A 19,252-nucleotide genomic window follows, 5' to 3' on the forward strand; every position below is an offset into this window, starting at 1 on the left:
GTAGATACCTCTTTGCTGTATGCTGTTTTCGATGGGTGAAACGTACAAGAGCAATCGAAACGTGTTTTATAGCTGCCACTATCATGTGGTCTGGTGCCCCAAATATCGGCGCAAAGTCCTGATCGGGCCGATTGAAACTCGTTTGAAAGAGATCATTGGACAGGTGTGTCAGGAATGTCGGGCAGAGATCGAAGAACTGGAGATCATGCCCGACCATGTTCACTTGCTTGTGGACGTTGATCCTCAATTCGGGATTCATCGTTTGGTGAAGCTGATCAAAGGGCGATCTTCTCGCTTGCTTCGGCAGGAGTTTGTCGCCCTCAAGCGAAAATTGCCGAGCTTGTGGACAAACTCGTATTTTGTGGGCACAACTGGTGGCACTCCCTTGAGCAATATCAAACACTATATCGAGCAGCAAAAACATGTCTAAGCGAGAGAAACCCCAAAAAGAGAAGAAGCCAACCAAAACCTACCAATTCAGACTCTATCGTGCGACCCGTTTGCTCCAAACCATGATAAATGGGGGACGAGCAGCGGTGTTTTTTTTGAAAGACACTGACAACTGTTTCTCTGACGAGAGGCGCAATTCCTCTCCCATTCGATAGGAATGGATAGCATCATCCCCACTGTAGCGACTGGCCCTCAAACAGTGAAGCGGGATGAAACGGGGGATGCCTCATAAACCTGATGTGAGGACACCTTCTAGTTGGCTACTACGGTGAGAAGCTTGTCTAACAAGGCAGGTAAAACGAATGCATGACTGAACCATCGTTACGAAAAACTGGCCTACGCAGGATAACAAGCCAGCCCAAAACGGGAACGAGTCGAGTACACAATGGAGATGGTAGAGCTCCATTGCCTATCTGTCAGGACTCCGGTGGAGAATGCACACCTACAGTAGCGAAAAACAGAGCAACGGAACGGAGTAACCGCGTGTTTGCTCTCATGGGGGTCGATACCATGAGCAGGTGCCAACCGCAAGCAGCACGACGGAAGGATTGTCCAAGAAGCAAATGCCTCTCGGAAAGCGAGAGGATAGGCTGACGTGGACACAGTTGTATGGAAAGTAGAAAATCAAGTACGATGGCAAATAGGAAAGCACCCAGGGTCAAGAAGAAACTTGACCCTGAGAGTGAGGCTTGGAACAAGCTGCCCTGGCGCAAGTTTGAGCAGCATGTCTACCGCATCCAAAAGAGAATCTACCGAGCCAGTCAACGTGGCAATCAACGCGCAGTCCAAAAACTTCAAAAGCTCTTGATGAAATCGGAAGCAGCAAGGCTTCTTGCTGTACGCCGCGTCTCACAGGATAACCAGGGCAAGAAAACAGCGGGGGTTGATGGAGTGAAGAACTTGAAACCTCAACAGAGGCGACAGGTGGCATCGCTCATTCATCCCAAACAATGGCCGCAGAAAGTAAAACCAGTCCGAAGGGTATTTATCCCCAAGCCTGGAAAAAACGAACAACGGCCTTTAGGGATTCCTACGATGTATGAGCGTGGACGACAATGTCTTGTAAAATTCGCGCTCGAACCAGAATGGGAAGCTCGCTTTGAAGTGAACAGCTATGGTTTTCGCCCCGGACGATCTTGTCATGATGCTATCGCAGCAATCTTTTCTGATATCGGAAAAAAGGCAAAATATGTCTTTGACGCCGACATCCGGGGTTGTTTCGATAACATTGACCAGGCAGCACTCTTGAAAAAACTTCAGACCTATCCACGTCTGAGACAGACCGTCCAGGCCTGGCTCAAATCGGGAGTCATGACAGAGGGAGAATTCACACCCACACCCAGCGGAACCCCGCAGGGTGGCGTGGTCTCCCCTTTACTCATGAATATAGCGTTGCACGGACTGGAAGAGGCTCTCAAAGGCGTAAAGAGGACCACAAGGGATAAACCCCAAATGGTACGATACGCTGATGATCTGGTGGTCTTTCATTCAACGTTAGAAACCATCCTTGAAGTGAAAACAAGAATCAATGACTGGTTAAAGGACATGGGACTGGAACTGAAGCCAAGTAAAACGAGAATCACCCACACACTCACACCCTATGAAGGAAATGTGGGATTCGAGTTTCTAGGATTTTCCATCCGGCAATATCCGGTAGGAAAGAACCGTACAGGGACCAACTCACAAGGCACCCCACTTGGCTTCAAAACGATCATCAAACCGAGCAAAGAAGCCGTCAAACGACACATAGCCCAGATGAAGCAGCAAATCGACAAACGGAGATCAGCGCCGCAAGGCCAACTGATTAAGGAGCTTTCTGCTATCATCAGGGGATGGTCCAATTACTACAGAACAGTCTGCTCCAAGGCTGAGTACAGTAGATGCGACTACATTCTCCAGCAACAGCTATGGTCGTGGGCAATTCGCAGGCACCCAAACAAAAACAGACATTGGATTAGGCAAAGGTACTGGAAGAGAGGCGAAGGCCAACACGGCATCTTTGCAACCTCCGAAGACTATGACCTGAGAAGGCATGATGCGACGAAGATCCAACGACATGTCAAAGTAAAAGGTGCTGCCAGCCCCTATGACGGAAATCTCTTGTATTGGAGCCAACGACTGAAAAACCACCCAACAACGAGAGGAACACTGGCAATGCTGCTTCAGAAGCAGCAAGGCAAGTGTAGATGGTGCGATTTGCAGTTCCGTGAAGGAGATCAGATCGAGATAGACCACATCACTCCTAAAAGTGAGGGAGGAGGAGAGGAACTGAGTAACAAGTGTGCTCTCCACCGACATTGCCACGACCAAAGACATGGTACCCATAACAAGGGCCATATGATTGAGGAGCCGAGTGAAGAGAAATCTTCATGCTCGGTTTTGCAGACGAGCGGATGGGGCGACCCATGCGCTTAGTTTATCCAACCCACAAACAGGAGCGGATCTTAGAGGCATGGCTTGTCTTGTGCTGCGAGACCTACAACGCCGCCCTCGATGAACGCAAAAGTGCCTATCGGATGGCCGGGATTTCTCTCTCCTATGAAGATCAATGCGCCGAGTTGCCCGGATGCAAAGAGGTGCGCCCTGATTTGGCCAAAGTGCCCTATCAGGTGCTCCAGGATGTGGTCAAACGCGTTGATCTGGCTTTTGACGCCTTTTTTCAACGCGTGGAGGAAGGCAAAATGCCTGGCTTTCCTCGCTTCAAATCGCGTTTTCGCTATCATTCGCTGACCTTCAAACAGTTTGGCAATAGTTTCAAGATCCATAGGCAGGGGAAAAAGAACCGGGGGACACTGGAACTGGCCAGACTTGGCCCAGTCAAGATGGTGATGCATCGAGCAATCAAGGGTACGCCGAAAACCGCGATCGTCAAACGGACTCCGACGGGCAAATGGTTTGTCAGTATTACCGTGGAGTTGAGAGCAAACGACCTGCAAGCCAGCCGTCTCCCCCACACGTCGGAACCCGTTGGAATTGATGTGGGCTTAAAAACCTTTGCGTATCTTTCGACAGGAGAAGCGATTGCCAATCCTCGCTTTTTCCGTGAGGATGAGACCAAGCTGGCTCGTGCCGGGCGCAAGCTCGCCCGTGCGCCCAAAGGCACGAAGGAGCGAGCGCACAAGCGCAAAGTGGTTGCCCGCACTCATGAACGCATCGCCAACCGACGCAAGAACTTCATCGAACAGGAAGTGAGCAAGCTGATCGCCCGCTTTGGCTTTCTCGCGGTGGAAGCCCTGGTGGTGCGCAACATGGTCAAGAATCCGAACTTGGCAAAATCGATCGCTGATGCCTCGTGGTCAATGTTCTTCACACGCCTGCAAGCCAAAGCGGAGGAAGCTGGACGGCAGGTGGTGCGCGTGAACCCGGCCTATACGAGTCAGACGTGCTCTGCCTGCGGTCATCGCCAACCGATGCCGTTGTCGGTACGGGTGTATGAGTGCCCCCAGTGCGGTCTGGTCATCCACCGCGACCACAATGGGAGTCTCAATATCTTAGAAGATGGTCTTCACGCTGTGGGACGACACAGCCGAGTCATTCCAGAAGCCCCCGGCTTGTAGCCGTGGGGAGTCGTCACTACGCACACTGCTCCAGCGAGAGGGGCACCATCTCTGCACCGGGGCGCAAATGGTGAGGCATCTGCACGAGGCTGGCTGGCGTGACGTACAACACCAGGCGAGCATTATTGACCTCTCCACGGGAACACCAGGATATCACCTGTTCGCACGAGATTGGCATTGGATGGCGCTCTATCTCGCGCCCCTGGTCCAGCACTGGAACCTGGCAACCCGGGAAGAGCTGGCGCAATGGCATCGCGACCTCACCATCGAACTCCTCTCGCCACAGTTCCAGGCGCGCTGGACGCTGCATACTGTCATCGGAAGAGTACCGCCCAAACGTGATATAAGTGGAACATAGCAAGAGGAGCCTAGTCCCCTCCATAACGAAGAGGAAGCACAACTAGCCAAAAAGATATAATCAAAGAGAACATAGAATAGTAAGAAGTTTTACGATAGACATATGCTTATGTAGGAACACACCCTTGTAGGTCAGAACAATCGGAGTTACGTCGTCGCGAAATGCTTGTCAAACAAGGCAGTAGCTCGTTAAGAAAGAAGCCGAACATATGCCAGAGAATCATGCCGAGATCGCACAGATGCGTGCCATCACCATTTCGCGTGAGTATGGTAGTGGAGGTGGTGAGGTGGCACAGCGCCTGGCGCACCGCCTGGGCTGGGAACTGGTAGACCACGAGATTCTGATCCGGGTCGCGCAGGAACTTAATATCACAGAGTTGGAGGCAGAGGAGCATGATGAGCGAGGCGAGTCACTCGTTAATTATCTCATCAACAGTATGCGTGTCTTACAGCCTGCGATGTTCACGCTGGAGCCGCAACCTGTACTCACCAATACACGGGTCTACCGCGAAGCGCTCACAAAGGTCGTCGAGGCAGCTATAGCACGTGGGCACGTCATCATCGTCGGACGAGGATCGCAGGTCCTCCTGGCGGGCAGACGTGACGTATTTCATGTGCGAATCGTCGCGCCATTTGATCTGCGCGTCCAATATGTGATGCAGCGCGAAGGGCTAGGGAAGGGCGATGCCGAGGCACGCATCCAGATGAAAGACCATGATCGCGAACGCTACTTACAAACGCAGTATCGACGCAATCCAGATGATCCTGCCCTGTACGACCTGGTCATCAATAGCGGTATACTCGACCTGGATACAGTAACGGACCTTATCACCCTGGGGGTCGAGCGCAAAGCTAAGCGGCTCCATATCCCAACCAACGAGCTTGGACCAAAAGCAGGCTTAACCCGCTATCCAGGCCAGCCTGGTGATATTCGCCCGCCCACGAGCTAATAGCTTACAGAGAAGGTGGCGAGAAAGCCCCGGTCATTGATGCCGGGGATGAATCGCCACCCCCGCGTGAGCGTGAGGACCGGAAAAAGCCAGCCTTCTAGAACTTGCGTTCTTCACGACTCTCTGGTACAATAGACGTGCGAGGATCGATCGCACGTACGAGATTGAAGGAGGAGCAGGCATGCCAAAGAAATGCCCGGGGCAACGCAAGAAGAAGGAACAGCAGGAGAAACGGCCTGCCACCCCCACCTTTCTGCTCGAACTGCCCCTGGTCGTCAATGCAGGGCAAGCCGCTCGTCTGCGCGCTCACCTGGAAGCCGCTCGTCAGCTCTACAATGCCATCCTCTCCGAAGGACAGAGGCGCCTGCGCCGCATGCGGGCTGACCTCGCCTGGCAAGAGGCTCGTGCCCTTCCTCGCACCCACAAAGCCGAACGAGCCGCCGCCTTCTCCGCTTTGCGCAAGAGGTATAGTTTCTCTGAAGCCGCTCTGCATGAAGCGGTCAAAGGCTTGCGCGTCGGCTGGATTGCGGAACATATCGAGGCGGTGCTGGCTCAAACCCTGGCCACCCGCGCCTATCGCGCCCTCAACCGCGTCTGCCTGGGCCAGGCGAGACGGGTGCGTTTTAAGAGCCGAGGACGCGGCTTCTCCAGCATTGAGAACAAGCGCAACGACACCAGCCTGCGCTTTGTCCTGCAACCACCCGAGGAGGGAAAGGCAGGGTATCTGCTCTGGAACGGAGACCGGCTGCCCGCTCTCATCGATTGGAAGGATGAAGTGGTGACCCATGGGCTCAGGCACCGCATCAAGTATGCTCGCCTCATCCAGCGTCCTGCCAGTAGTTCCAGGGCGGAGGGAGCCGATGCCGAGGGCTATCGCTATTTCGTGCAACTGGCCCTGGAGGGCAAGCCTCACCACAAACCCAAGCACACCATCGGCAAGGGGATCATTGGAGGCGATGTGGGACCCTCGACCCTGGCGCTCGTTCCCCAGGAGGGAGAGGCAAGCCTGGAGGTGTTCTGTGCCGAACTGGCTCCCCAGGCCCGTGCCATTCGTCGCTTGCAGCGGCAGATGGACCGGCAGCGGCGGGCAGCCAACCCTGAGAACTACGACGAGAAGGGGCGCATCAAGAAGCAGGGCAACAAGAAGCTGCGCTGGAAACAGAGTAAGCGCTACCAGGCCACCCGACGACGCAAAGCGACCAAAGAGCGCAAGCTGGCAGCGCACCGCAAGAGCCTGCATGGGCGCAAGGTGCATCAAGTGGTGAAGCTGGGCAAGACCATCATCCTCGAAAAGATTTCCTACAAGGCATGGCAAAAGCAGTTTGGCAAGAGTGTGGGACTGCGAGCCCCAGGGATGTTTATAGAATGGTTGAGACGCACCGTTGCAAGCACGGGCGGCACCCTGGTCGCGCGTTCCCACACGCACGACGGCGCTGAGCCAATGGTGTCACGGATGTGGCAAGCGGGTGAAGAAGCCGCTCTCTCAGCGTTGGCATCAGTGCTCCTGTGGCGTGGGTCCCGTCCAACGTGACCTGTATTCGGCGTATCTTGCCGCCTACCTTGATCCAGCAGACCCTATTCCCTCGTGTGCCCGATACCAGGCGTATTGGGAAGGTGCGGAAGCGCGCCTGCGGGCAGCACACGAGCGTACAGCACAACGCGCGAAAGAAGGGCAGAGCCTGCCCCGAAGCTTTGGTCTGACCAGAGCCGGAGCGCGTCTGCCCAAAAGGTCAGGGGAACCACCACTAGAGCCAGCTCATCTCCTTCGGGGGGAAGAGCGGGAAGCGTGGGCCGAACCCCTGGAACCCCCGCTGCTTTAGCACGGGGAGCTCTCAGGGGAGGTATCAGCCTACACGTTCCAGAGTGGCTCGCTGACCAGGCGACACCGCTCCAGGTGCCGTGTGGCGCATTCGCGACAGGGGCGGTCAGTGCGCTTATGGGACTCGCCAGGTGCGCTCGTTTCACAGGCTTCTGCTTCCTCCGCCCGCGTATGCGCCTCGACATGCTCGCGCAACTGGCGCCAATGCGTGGAGGAAAGTCGGGGGAAGAGCGAGCGCAAGACCGAGAGCGAGGGCCATCCGCTACGAAGCCTGGGCAGCATGTATTCCAATTCCCTCCAGGCACGCGCGGAGAGATAAAAGTACGTCAGGCCATGTCCCTTGCCACGTAACGGCAAGAACGTACCCGCGAGGCGCGAACGCGCAAACTGGCGCAGGTGTTCAAGAAAGCCCGGAGCCACGCCAGCACACCCTTGAGGCAATGGGAAGCGCCAGTAGAAGGACTCACCAGCGCACTCAAACTCGATCAGAGCCTCGTCAGCCAGGAAGAAGGTACTTACCTGTTCAGGCTCCCATTCACCACTCGTGACACGCGCCAGGTGGAGCAGCAAGCGCGTGTAATCCTCTTCGCGATACTGGTAGTGGCGTTTGAGGGTCACATAACGCTGGGGAAGCAACACAGCCAGGATATCAAAGAGGCAGCTCTTCGCGGTCGCCTGCTCTAGCCGAGGCACAGAGATATGCTTGAGCAGGCCATGCGAGTGCAGGGTCGCGGCGAGATGGGCAACCGTGATACTCTCGCTCGGAGCGATTGCCAGGTGTTGCTCGGCCTCGTTCCAGACAGGCACATAGTCCCAGGAGAATGGCTCAGGCAGAAGCAGGACTCCACCGTCCTCCAGCGGCTCAAGGTGCCAGGCTGGCGTCATCAAGATGCGCTCGCGGCCATAGTGCGCTACCAGTTCTGGCCCAAGCATATTGGCCAGGGAGAGGAAACGCAGGTGTCCCGCGGCAGCGTCATTGCGCAGGACAGCATCGAGCGCCGTCCGTTCCTCTACGTGCTCGGGATCAATATCCATAGCCCAGGCAAAGCCTGGACGATCAAAATCCAGGTCGTGTACCCAGCCATAAATGGGGTGAAGATGCTGGTAGAGAGCCTTGAGCGCCGCAATCCAGAGCGCATGCATACGCGCGCGCTCCTCGCCATGCGCGGCGGTCAGGTATTCAGGCTCAATGCTCAACAATACCAGGGGTGTTCCCGTTGGCCCACCCGGCATAAAATCGATATCAAAGGAGAAGAGGTGCTCACCGTGATAAGCACGGCAGACCAGGTGCGGCTCGCGCAGGGTATGGTAGAGAGCCAGTTCGCAGCGCAACTGGGCAGAGAGTCCGCTCTGGCGCAAGTGCAATAAGAGCCGCTGACGCTCGGCAGGCAGGGTATCGAGGCGGGACGGGCGAGCACACATGGTGCTCCACCAAACACGAAATGAGGGTTCAAACTCCTCTTCGGCCACGAGGTAGTAGCCCTGCTCCGTCAGGGCAGTAAAGAGGGCTTGAAGCACCTCAAAGTCGTAGAGCATCTCTGTCTCGCGCACATAGCAACGCAGCGTCAGTGGTGATTTCATGGGTCAACTTCCTTTGCCTCGCGCTTTTGCTGGTTCACTGAAAAACTGGCTAAGATCTTATTCCGAAACCCAACGTCACTTGCGTGCCCAGCGCTTCGCGCTCAGGGTTTTCGGATCAGAAGTACTAGAAAACAAAACTTACCCTGACTATTCTTTTTGGCGAGGAAGAAAACGGTTGCCTATCAAGTAAGTATGCTCTTTTTCTCGACGACGTTACCCTATAGGTTGACCAGGAGGTCCTGGGCCAGGAGGGGCAGGAGTAGGTCCTGGGCGGAATGCAGGTAGAAGTGATTACCGGGAAGCTGACGCACAGTACACGAGGCGCTGGTATATGGCCGCCAGCCCTCTAATTCTTCGCGGCTGACCAGCGTATCCTGCACACCACCATAGACGATAATGGGACAGGTCAGGGAGATAGAGGGGGTGAGAGTATAGGTTTCGTAGAGGGTAAAATCCGCACGCAGGGTTGGCAACATTAAACGCATCAGTTCCGCGTTCTGGAGCACGGCCAGGGGCGTCCCCCCCAGGCGATAGAGCGAACGCAGGAACCCAGGCAGTGGCTGCGTGTGCAGCGGTTCCCGACGCGCTGGGAGATGAGGAGCTTTTATCGCTGAGAGGCAGAGAGCACGTGGTAGGGGCAAGCTCTGTTCCTGAAGCGAGCGCGCCAACACATATGCGATCAAGCCACCCATACTATGCCCGAAAAAGGCAAAAGGCTCATGCAAATAGGGCTGCATGACTTCAATGAGTGTCGCGACAAGCTGCTCCAGCGAGGTAAACGCTGGCTCCTCGATGCGTTGCTCACGTCCAGGAAGGTAAACCGGGCAGAGCGCAACCTCGCGTGGCAGAGATGTAGGCCAACGCCGGTAGAAGGCCACACCACCACCAGCATAGGGAAAACAGAAGAGGCGCAGGCGCGTCTCAGTATCCTGCGTACAGGTAATCCAGGAAGAAGTTTCGATATTGGAAGCCATACTCCATCCTCAAACAACAATGCTTCTCGCGCCTGGGTAAGGGGAGGTGGCGGGTGGGGCAGCCGTAGGCTGCCCCACCCGCCACCTCCCCTTACCCAGGCTGGTATGGGCTTAGAAGTAATAGGTAGCGCAACCAACCTGAATGCCAGCGCCAACCGAGATGATCAGGCCGATATCGCCCGGGCGTGCCAGGTTCTGCTGGCACGCCTGCTCAAGCGCGTAGGGGAGCGACGAGGTAAAGAGATCGTGCTCCGCCTGCACATCGACCAGTTTCTCGGCGCTTACATTCAGTGTCTTGCCCAGGTCGGCAATAAACTGGGACGAGATCTGGGGCGGCAGGATAACCTTTACCCGCTCCAGGTCCAGTTGCTCAAGCGCCAGAAGCTCCTGCACCGTCTCCTGAATACATTGCAGGTAGTATTCCTGGAGACGGGGATCGGTCGCAACGGAGAGCGTCATCTTGCCGTTGTGCAGTTCGGTGTGGGAATTGATGGCTCCAAGGTAGTCCGTGAAGTACTTGAAGACGAAGTTTCCAAACCCGCTCTGTCCATCGGTGCTCTCGGCCAGGATCATGGCCGAGCCAGTCTCCTCGATGCCACGCAACACATCCGGTCGATACTCGCGATTATTCTCGATCTCCGAGGCCATGACCAGCGCGTTGCTGACCTTCTGAGCCTGGATCATGCCAATCGCGGTATGACAGGCATTTAGCAGGCCAATCGAGCCATTGAAGACATCGAAGACAAAGGTCTTCTTATCCGTCACCTTCTCGACCTCTTCATTGATCTTCAGGTCACCCTGGCTCAATGCAGCGATCGCAGGCTCGCTTAAGAACTCGTCGCGATAGACACCGGCATAGATCACCAGGTCGATATCCTTGCGATCATATGAGGAAGCGGCCAGGCAGTTCTCGGCGGCGGCGTTAACCAGGGCCAACGCCTCTTTTTTCACAGGAGACTGAGCTGGCAGCGTGCCTATGCTCTCCACACGCACGCGTCGCGTCGGTGAAAGGAGAGGAACCGTGTGGCGCTGTTCAGATGGAACTTTCTGCACCTTTTCGCCCGCGTCGACACGGCGCATGCGCTCAGGCAGGTCATCGAAGGTATAAATGGCGGCTCCGATGGTCGCGCCCGAGCCGGTAATACCCAGAACCGCGTTATCGCCTGACTGAATGCGACCCGAACGAATATGGTCAGCTATGGCAATCATCTGCGTCGTGGTCGCGGTATTCCCACGCTCGGCGATGTTGTTGATTACATTCTCCTGCGTGCAGATCTCTTTGCCGAAGTGACTATTGATTTCACGCGCCGCGTCGCGAATCGTCGTGCTAGAGGTCTGGTGAATAATCACATGCTGGAAGGAATCGCTGGGCCAACCTGAGCTTGCAATGACGTTCGCCGCGTGAGCGACCGCGTGCTTCATATTGACCGCCGAGACCTTGACAGCATCGGTATACATGATCGAGCCGCCATGCTCGCGATCTGTTACCTTACCGATACAGTCACGGCTGTAATGACCCAGGGAGAACATATCGAACTCGTGGAAGCCCACCTTCTGGTTGGGAGCACGCTCCAGGAGGACCGCCGCGCCAGCGTCACCCACTGTCAGGCAAGGGAGACGCGAATCCATGAAGCCCTCCAGTTCCTTCTGAGCGGTCAGCGCGATATGCGTGATATACTCACCACTCACGGCAATACCGCGCCGTATCAGACCGGCCTTGAGAAAGGAATCGACAATATTGATAGCTGTAAAGAGACCTGTGCAGGCGTTGTCGATATCAAAGGCGATGGCGTTCTTCAGGCCAAAGTGATGCTTCAAACGTATCGCCGTGCTTGGCTCAAAGGAGAAACTAAAGTTCGGAGCGTCGCAGCGCGAGATGCTCCCGCTGACGATCATGTCGATATCTTCAGGATTGTACTTTGAGCGTTCAAGACAATCTGCCACGGCCTGGCGCGCAATATCAATCGAGAACTCGGTCTCGCCCGCCATGCGGCGCGACTTGATACCGGTTAGGCGCGCAAAGGGGAAGCGAATGGGATTGACACAGCCCTGGATCATCTCGTCCGAGGTAACGACCTTGGGCGGCAAGTAGGTACCCAGGCTCTCGATTATTGTATTCATCAGTAGCGTCGGCGAGGCCTCAGCCTGCGCGGGCTTCGGTTCCGGCTGCGTTGGTGCCGCAGGCTCCTCTACAGTAGGAAGCTCGACCTCGGCAGTGGCTTGAACCGTGACTTCAGGCAGTGCAATTGTCTGTGAAGTAGGCGCACTCCCCAGGACGCTGACGAGTTCAGCGATGGTCTGAAACTCGAAGAGCTTCTCCAGCGGCAGGTCAATGCCAGCCTCTTTGGCCTTGGCGACAATCTCCAGGCTCTGGATGGAGGCTCCGCCCAGGTCGAAGTAGTTGTCGTGGATACCGACGCGGCTCAGCCCCAGCACCTCAGTCCAGATCTCCGCCAGCTTCTGCTCCGCCGCGTTCCGGGGCGCGACAAACTGCTCTTCCAGTTCAGGACGTTCGCTATTGGGCGCGGGCAGGACTTTGCGATCCACCTTACCATTTGGTGTCAGTGGCAAGGCACTCAGGAAGAGGAAGGCCGAGGGAACCATATAAGAGGGCAGGTGCTGACCAAGAAAGGTGCGCAGTTCCTCAAGCGTGAGGCCTGCCTCCTGGGGCGAGAGCAAAGGCGAATCGCTCACGGCAGGGATATGCTCACCCACCTGCTCGGGGACGAGATAGGTCACGAGGCGCTTATTTCCAGGCATGTCCTCGCGCGCGATGACGATAGCCTCTTTCACGTTCGGATGCTGGCTTAGCGCGGCCTCGATCTCGCCCAGTTCGATACGGAAGCCACGGATCTTGACCTGGTGATCGATACGACCCAGGAACTCGATCACGCCATCCGGGCGATAACGCGCAAGGTCGCCCGAGCGGAAGAGGCGCGCACCCTTAGACTTGCTGAATGGATCGGGAATAAACTTCTCGTGGTTCAACTCGGGGCGTTGGTGGTAGCCACGTGCGACGCCTACACCACCAATGTATAGCTCGCCTGAGACACCCACAGGGACAGGCTGCTGGGCCTCGTCCAGGATATAGATCTGTGTGTTGGCAATGGGGTGGCCAATCGGAATTACCGTTTCCTTGCTGCCAGGCTGGCAGGCCCAGTAGGTCACATCAATCGCGGCCTCGGTTGGGCCATAGAGGTTATGTAGTTGCGCCTTGAGGCGGGTGAAGAAGCGCTCCTGTAATTCATAGGTCAAGGCCTCGCCGCTACAGATGACACGCTTAAGGCTTTGACAGCGCACCTCTAGATCGGGCTCCAGCAAGAAGGCATGCAGCATCGAGGGCACAAAGTGCAGCGTGCTAATGCGCTGCTCCTGAATGAGCGTCGCCAAATAGGCCGCATCCGACTGCCCGCCGGGGCGAGCCATGACGAGCGTGGCGCCACTGATCAGGGGCCAGAAGAACTCCCAGACCGAGACATCAAAGCTGAAGGGCGTCTTTTGCAGCACACGATCCTCAGCAGTCAGGTGATACTCCTGCTGCATCCAGTGCAGACGGTTGCAGACACCACGATGCGTGTTCATAACACCCTTGGGCCTGCCCGTCGAGCCAGAGGTATAGATCATGTAGATAAGGTTTTCTGGGCGAAGGTCGAGCGTAAGATTATCCAGCTCGGCACCGTTCTCCACGCCCCAGTTGGCATCCAGTGTAAGCACCCGAGCACTATGTTGCGGCAGTTGCTCAAGCAGCGCCGATTGTGTTAGCAGGACTGACACGGCGGCATCCTCAAGCATGTAGGCCAGGCGCTCCTGTGGATAGGCGGGATCCATCGGGACATAGGCGCCCCCAGCCTTTAGCACACCCAGCAATGCCACTACCATCTCGATGGAGCGCTCCATACAGACGCCAACCAGGGTATCGAGTTTGACGCCACGCGAACGTAGTTCACGCGCCAGCAGGTTCGCGCGTCGGTTCAGCTCACGATAGGTCAACGAGTTGCCTTCATAAGCCAGCGCCTCAGCATCGGGGGTGCGCTGAGCCTGCTCTTCAAAGAGTTGGGGAATGCTGGCTTGCTCTGGATAGATGGCCTCGGTCGCGTTCCACTCAACCAGGGCCTGGTGCTTCTCCGCCCCGGTCAGCAGCGGAAGCGAGAGGATAGACTGCTCAGGTTGAGCCACGATACCCTCCAGCAGCACCAGAAGGTGTCCACCCATACGCTCGATCGTCGCATCATCGAAGAGATCAACGTTGTAGCGAAAATCGGCGGAGAGGCCACCATCCATCTCGAAGATGGTCAGGGTCAGGTCAAAGGGCGCGCCCTGCTGACCCATGACATACGGCTCCAGCTTGAGCGCGGGCAAGGCGACCGCATGATGTCCATTCGCGCCATTATGCGCATGGGAGCCATTTTGCCCATTGCTGCTCATCTGACTCAGGAGGGCCAGTTCACTCTCGTCGCGCTTGCGAGGGCGGTCCCAGATGAAGAGTGACTGGAAGATCGGCGAGTAGCTAGGGTCGCGCCTGGGCTGCAAGCGCTCAACGATGACCGGGAAAGGGAGGTCCTGGTGCTCCAGAGCTTCAGTAACAGTCTCGCGCACCCGGTTCAGCAGCTCTTTAAAGCTGGGATTGCCCGCTAGGCTGGTGCGCAAGGCGGCTGGATTGACCAGGTAGCCGACGATCTTCTCCAGATCGGCGCGGCTGCGACCGAGCATGGGCGTCCCCACCAGCACATCATCCTGATGGCTATAGCGATAGAGCAGAGTCTTAAAGGCCGCCAGTACGATCATAAAGAGCGTGGCCTTCTCAGACTGAGCCAGGGTGCGTAGCTTGCGCGTCAGGTCAGCGCTGAAGGGGAAGCTATGCGAGGCGCCACGATAGGTCTGCACTGGTGGACGGGGGCGATCCAAAGGCAGATTCAGCAGTGGCAGCTCGCCTGCCAGCTTCTCCTGCCAGTAGGACCAGAGACGCTCGCCCTCTGGACTCTTCGCCAGCTCAGACTGCCAGCGGACATACTCCGTAAAAGCAGGGCCTGCGGCGGGAAGCGCCGCCTGTGATCCCTCAACCCGTGTGGCATAGAGTAGATAGAGTTCATCAATCAGAATATCAAGCGACCAGAAATCCAGCGCGATATGATGCACGGTGAGCGCCAGAATATGCTCCTGGGCCGCGCGCTGGAAGAGCTGAATACGCATGATAGGCCCCTTCTCCAGATTGAAGGGACGATTGCCTTCTACGAGGAGGCGCTGCTTGAGCGCCTCTTCAGACCAGGAGGAGGCATCGATGCGCTCGATGAGGATCTCCTGCTGGCGCTGGAAATACTGGACAGGCTCGCCCTCCCTGGTGGCATAGGTCGAAGTCAGGATCGGGTAGCGACGCGCCAGCTCCTGGAAGGCGGATTGTAGTGCCTGGATATCTAACGCGGCTTGAATGCGCGCGGAGTAGAGCAGGTTATAGGCAGCGCTTTCGGGAGCGAGGCGATAGAGGAACCAGAGGGCGCGCTGTCCCTGGGACAACGCGGCCCACTCTGGCTCGGCCTTCGCCGCGGCTTTTTCACGGAGCAGGCGCTCCAGAAGCGCTCGTTTCTGTTCGGGAGAAAGACCTGCAAGTTTCTTGGACGCTTCACTCATTCGTTTTATTCCTCTCCCTGTACCATCTGTTTGAGCAAGGAGTCTATTTGGTCTTCGGGTAACTGATCAAGCTGAGTCAGGAGCACGGCCGCCTCCTGCGGGCTCATCTTACCAGTATCCTGAGCCTGGGCTGCGGCTGGTTGCTCACCCTGTTCCGCAAGCATTTGTTGCAGCAAGGCATCTACATCCTGATCGGAGAGCTCGTCGAGCTGATCCAGCAACTGCTGAGCCTGGTCCTGGTTGAGCGCCTCCTCCAGCTGAGAAGGTGCTTCCACGGCTACCGTGGTCACAGTAGGCAACTGCTCAAGGAGCTGGCTCGCGAACTGCGCGATGCTTGGCCCCTGGAGGAATGTGACAATCGGAACGCGCACCCCCAGCGCCTGCTCAAGACGATTCTTCAGTTCAATCGCCATTAGCGAGTCCAGGCCCAGGGTCGTGAGTGGCTGATCGCTATCCAGGCGCTCGGCCGGAACACGCAGCACAGCCGCGACCTGCTCGCTGAGATACTGCTCTAGCAACGACAGGCGCTCAGAGTCAGTGGCACGCAGGATGGCATCGATCCCACTCCCCGTCGATGTCGGCGTCCGCGGTGCTAACTGCTCGCTTGTATCCTCAACAAGGTAGGAGACCAGCGGTAAGGCCGCAATCTGGGGATAGAACTCGCGCAGGAGTTGCCAGTCGAGCTTTAGCACGCCAACCTGGGCGGCCTGTTGTGGGATGAGCAGTTCGAGCGCGGCCAAGACATCACGAGGCGAGATACGCTGGATGCCATGGCTCTCCCAGTACTCATGCACGCGCTGACCCTCGGCGGTCGCGCCAAAGCCAATCTCGGAGACCGCGCCCCAGTCGATACTGATGGCGGGCAGGCCCTGTGCCCGCTGGTAGTGCGCCAGGCTATCCATAAAGGCACCCGCCGCCGCATAATTGCCCTGGGCGGCAGAGCCAAAGAGCGAGGCACCCGACGAGAAGGAGACAAAGAAGTCCAGGCGGCTCTCCTGAAAGAGCGTATGCAGGAGCCAGCTCCCGATGACCTTGGGACGGAAGACCGCGTCCAGGGCGGAGGCATCCAGGTTGATCAGCGGTTTGACCAGGGGCTGTCCCTGCGCATCCTGCCAGACAGAGGCGGCATGCAGAATACCCTTGATGGGGGGATGGCCCTGGCGCATATGATCGGCCAGGAAGGCACGTAACTGCGCCTCGTCCGTCACGTCGAGCTGAACACAGTGAACCGTCACGCCCTCGGCCTCTAGCTCGCGAATGCCGCGAACGAGACCCGCCAGGCGATCCGTAGCCGGGATACGATCCCATTCGGAGCGCGGCGGCACCTGGGTGCGCCCCGCGAGAATAAGCGAGCGAGCGCCCTTCTGCGCCAGCCAGCGCGCAACCTCAAAGCCCAGGCCCCAGAGACCACCAGTCACCAGGTAGCTGCCCTGCGCGCGAATATGCAGGTCGCGCGCGACGAAGTCGTGGCTACGCACCATACGCGCGACATAGCGCTCGCCCTGGCGGAAGGCCACCTGGTCCTCGCGACTGGTGTCAAGCAGGCTCGCATAGAGCTGCTGCGCGCCCTCCTCAATGCCCTCCTGGCTAGAGAGGTCGATGAGCGCACCCCAGATCTCGGGATGCTCCATAGCACAGGTTCGTCCCAGGCCCCAGAGCGGAGACTGCGCCACCGCCAGCGCGGCATTATCGGAGGTCACGGCCTGGGCGTCGCGCGTGACCAGCCAGAGGCGCGGGAGCTGCGCACTCGTATTCTGTGCCAGGGATTGCATCACGCCCAACGCGGAGGTCGTGCTCAGCGTGAGATCGTGTTCAAGCGTCTGCGCTGTTGTCTGCTCGCTTGGCATCGAGTCTAGACTCCAGAGATGTACTACGCCCCGCAGCGGGGTCGCAAAGGTCTCTTGGACGCGACTGATAACGCGCTGTACATCGTTCAATTGCGCGGGTTGAACCTGGTAACGGCCCAAGCCAAGCGCGCCATAGTGGCTCCCCGCCTGGACAAGCGCGCACTGCTGGCCACGCGCCTGCAAGTGCTGTGCCAGGCGCTGACCCACGCCCTGGCGATCCGCGAAGATCAGCCAGGTGCCCGAACGCTCCTCGGGCCTGTTTGTCTGTTCGCCAGCGGCGAAGTCTTGCTTCTCCCAGCGCAGTTCATACAGCCAGGAGGAGAGATCGACCACGGGTGCGGGCTGTGCCAGCGGAGTCGAGCTCTGGAGCTGAATGCCCCTTGCCTCGATCAGCAGACGTCCATCCTCGGAGAAGACGCGTACATGACCCTCCAGGGTCGTCGCATCTGGGCGAATCTGCTGATCCAGGGTCGCATGGCTCCAGGCAATCTTGCTGGGGCGTTCATGCAGCGTGAAGCTCTGCAAACCCACGGGAAGGTACAGCACACCCTCACCCGCGCCAAGGGATTGGGGAAGCGCAGAGGTGAGAACCTGGAGACATGAATCGAGCAGGGCGGGATGCACCTGGTAACGCTCACGCTCACTCTCGAAGGCAGGTGAGAGGCTAACGCGCCCCAACGCCTCACCATCGCGCCGCCAGAGTTGACGGATGCTGCGATAGTCTTCATTCAACTCAATACCATGCTGCTCCAGGCGCTGATAGAAGGCATCAAGCGCGACCTCCTCCTGACAGCGCTGCTGAACTGCCTGCAAACTCTCATCGCTTGCCTCGGTATATGCCGCACCATGATGACCATTCGGCTGTGAGTTGCCATTGAAAGCAAGCCCATTGCTTTGCTCAGGCATGGAAGGCGCAAAGGAATCAAGAGTGTATGAGCTGGGCTCTGGCTCTGGCCCTTGAGGCTCTTCCTCAGCGCTGAGCTCACGCAGGCGATTGAGATGGGACATGCTCGCCATTACGACTTCGGTCTCTATACCAAAATCGAGCTGGCAGGCGATCTCGTTGACCCCCACGGCACGCAACTGGCGCACCAGGGGGAGGCAGCTCTCAGGCGTACCAAAGAGCACACGCTGCGTCGAGATCATACGCTCAAAGACAAAGCTCAGATACTCGTTGACATCTTCCTCAGAGAGCGTCGCCAGGTCCACCTGCTGTCCACGGCTATAGGCAACGGCGTTCAGAAGATAGGCTGCCGAGCGCAAATAATCGCAGAAGGGACCCTTGGCCAGGTCATTGACGGCCTGCTCGCTCTCCGCGATGAAGGTATGCAGCATAACCGAGACCTGCCCGGTCTGCGGGTCATAGCCATGAGCGGCGCGTGCGTCGCGATAGATCTTGATCTTCTCGCCCAGCTCCTCGACGCTCTGGTTATACATATGCGTCAGGAGATTGGCGCCGATCTCACCCGCTTTAGCGAAGGTTTTAGGGTTGCCCGCGGCGGTCACCCAGATGGGAATCTCGGGCTGGATAGGCGTGGGATAGGTGCGAATATCGACCATCTTGCCATCGCCACCCTTGACCTGCACGGACTCGCCTCGCCAGAGCTTGCGCACCGTCTCGATGCCTTCGTACATCACCTCGTTGCGCCGCTCATAATGATCGGGGAAGAGCGCAAAGTCATTAGGATGCCAGCCAGAGGCGATGGAGAGACCCACACGGCCCCCAGAAAGATTGTCGACCATCGCCCACTCCTCAGCGACGCGGAGTGGATTGTGCAGCGGCAACACGACGCTCCCAGCGCGCAGTTGAATCTGCCGGGTCTCACGCGCTAATGCCGCCTGTAAAATGGCGGGATTGGGATACAGCCAGCCATCACGGGTGAAGTGCCGCTCAGGGATCCACACCGATGAGAAGTCGTGGCTGTCCGCGTATTTTGTGCTTTCGATAACCAGGCGGTATTTGTCGTGGTCATGAGTCGTCTCGCTACTAGCAAAGAAGATGAGACCAAATGTAATCCCCTGGTTGTGACTCTGTCTATTCATAAGCGCCACATTATCCTTTAAAGAAAAAGGAGGGTGGAACATCCTTCCT

At 57.4% G+C, this 19,252-nt stretch carries 9 protein-coding genes and 1 pseudogene; 6 read left to right on the forward strand and 4 right to left on the reverse strand.

The window, feature by feature from the left end; translation table 11 throughout:
• The first annotated feature begins 31 nt into the window (after positions 1-31).
• The 6 genes and pseudogenes from tnpA to KRAC_RS11830 all read left to right on the forward strand — a co-directional run bounded on the left by tnpA (position 32) and on the right by KRAC_RS11830 (position 7,134).
• Complete coding sequence (tnpA, locus tag KRAC_RS11805; RefSeq protein ID WP_083814696.1) at positions 32-430, forward strand: IS200/IS605 family transposase; 399 nt, start codon at positions 32-34, stop codon at positions 428-430.
• Between the two features lie 629 nt (positions 431-1,059).
• Positions 1,060-2,865: a group II intron reverse transcriptase/maturase gene (ltrA, locus tag KRAC_RS11810; protein WP_007907177.1), complete on the forward strand. Its 1,806-nt coding sequence runs from the start codon at positions 1,060-1,062 to the stop codon at positions 2,863-2,865.
• Complete coding sequence (locus KRAC_RS11815) at positions 2,820-4,007, forward strand: RNA-guided endonuclease InsQ/TnpB family protein (RefSeq protein WP_052568173.1); 1,188 nt, start codon at positions 2,820-2,822, stop codon at positions 4,005-4,007. Before ltrA ends, KRAC_RS11815 begins: the two co-directional genes overlap by 46 nt.
• Positions 4,008-4,074: 67 nt before the next feature.
• A complete protein-coding gene (locus KRAC_RS11820; protein WP_040442393.1) occupies positions 4,075-4,365 on the forward strand; it encodes a hypothetical protein in 291 nt (96 codons plus the stop codon).
• 208 nt (positions 4,366-4,573) lie between these two features.
• The gene (locus KRAC_RS11825; RefSeq protein ID WP_007907182.1) at positions 4,574-5,314 is read left to right on the forward strand and encodes a cytidylate kinase-like family protein; all 741 of its coding nucleotides are present in this window, start codon (positions 4,574-4,576) and stop codon (positions 5,312-5,314) included.
• Between the two features lie 181 nt (positions 5,315-5,495).
• A pseudogene (locus tag KRAC_RS11830) lies at positions 5,496-7,134 on the forward strand (nuclease/transposase family protein).
• Positions 7,135-7,163: 29 nt separating this feature from the next.
• Here the strand turns inward: KRAC_RS11830 and KRAC_RS11835 are convergent.
• The 4 genes from KRAC_RS11835 to KRAC_RS11850 all read right to left on the reverse strand — a co-directional run bounded on the left by KRAC_RS11835 (position 7,164) and on the right by KRAC_RS11850 (position 19,203).
• Positions 7,164-8,714, reverse strand: coding sequence for a hypothetical protein (locus KRAC_RS11835; protein WP_007907186.1), 1,551 nt, complete (start codon positions 8,712-8,714; stop codon positions 7,164-7,166).
• Between the two features lie 218 nt (positions 8,715-8,932).
• A complete protein-coding gene (locus KRAC_RS11840; protein WP_007907188.1) occupies positions 8,933-9,688 on the reverse strand; it encodes a thioesterase II family protein in 756 nt (251 codons plus the stop codon).
• Positions 9,689-9,799: 111 nt separating this feature from the next.
• The gene (locus tag KRAC_RS61335) at positions 9,800-15,313 is read right to left on the reverse strand and encodes a non-ribosomal peptide synthetase (RefSeq protein WP_007907190.1); all 5,514 of its coding nucleotides are present in this window, start codon (positions 15,311-15,313) and stop codon (positions 9,800-9,802) included.
• A gap of 5 nt (positions 15,314-15,318) precedes the next feature.
• The gene (locus KRAC_RS11850; RefSeq protein WP_007907191.1) at positions 15,319-19,203 is read right to left on the reverse strand and encodes a type I polyketide synthase; all 3,885 of its coding nucleotides are present in this window, start codon (positions 19,201-19,203) and stop codon (positions 15,319-15,321) included.
• Positions 19,204-19,252: the final 49 nt, after the last annotated feature.

The organism is Ktedonobacter racemifer DSM 44963 (assembly GCF_000178855.1).
In the GTDB taxonomy this organism is placed as follows: Bacteria; Chloroflexota; Ktedonobacteria; order Ktedonobacterales; family Ktedonobacteraceae; genus Ktedonobacter; species Ktedonobacter racemifer.

What these genes read in the sequence shown, in the direction of transcription:
- KRAC_RS11820 (WP_040442393.1), top strand. Translation starts at nt 4,075, where the DNA reads ATGGTGAGGCATCTGCACGAGGCTGGCTGGCGTGACGTACAACACCAG.
- KRAC_RS11825 (WP_007907182.1), top strand. Translation starts at nt 4,574, where the DNA reads ATGCCAGAGAATCATGCCGAGATCGCACAGATGCGTGCCATCACCATT.
- KRAC_RS11850 (WP_007907191.1), bottom strand. Translation starts at nt 19,203, where the DNA reads ATGAATAGACAGAGTCACAACCAGGGGATTACATTTGGTCTCATCTTC.
- KRAC_RS11840 (WP_007907188.1), bottom strand. Translation starts at nt 9,688, where the DNA reads ATGGCTTCCAATATCGAAACTTCTTCCTGGATTACCTGTACGCAGGAT.
- ltrA (WP_007907177.1), top strand. Translation starts at nt 1,060, where the DNA reads ATGGAAAGTAGAAAATCAAGTACGATGGCAAATAGGAAAGCACCCAGG.
- KRAC_RS11835 (WP_007907186.1), bottom strand. Translation starts at nt 8,714, where the DNA reads ATGAAATCACCACTGACGCTGCGTTGCTATGTGCGCGAGACAGAGATG.
- tnpA (WP_083814696.1), top strand. Translation starts at nt 32, where the DNA reads ATGGGTGAAACGTACAAGAGCAATCGAAACGTGTTTTATAGCTGCCAC.
- KRAC_RS61335 (WP_007907190.1), bottom strand. Translation starts at nt 15,313, where the DNA reads ATGAGTGAAGCGTCCAAGAAACTTGCAGGTCTTTCTCCCGAACAGAAA.
- KRAC_RS11815 (WP_052568173.1), top strand. Translation starts at nt 2,820, where the DNA reads ATGCTCGGTTTTGCAGACGAGCGGATGGGGCGACCCATGCGCTTAGTT.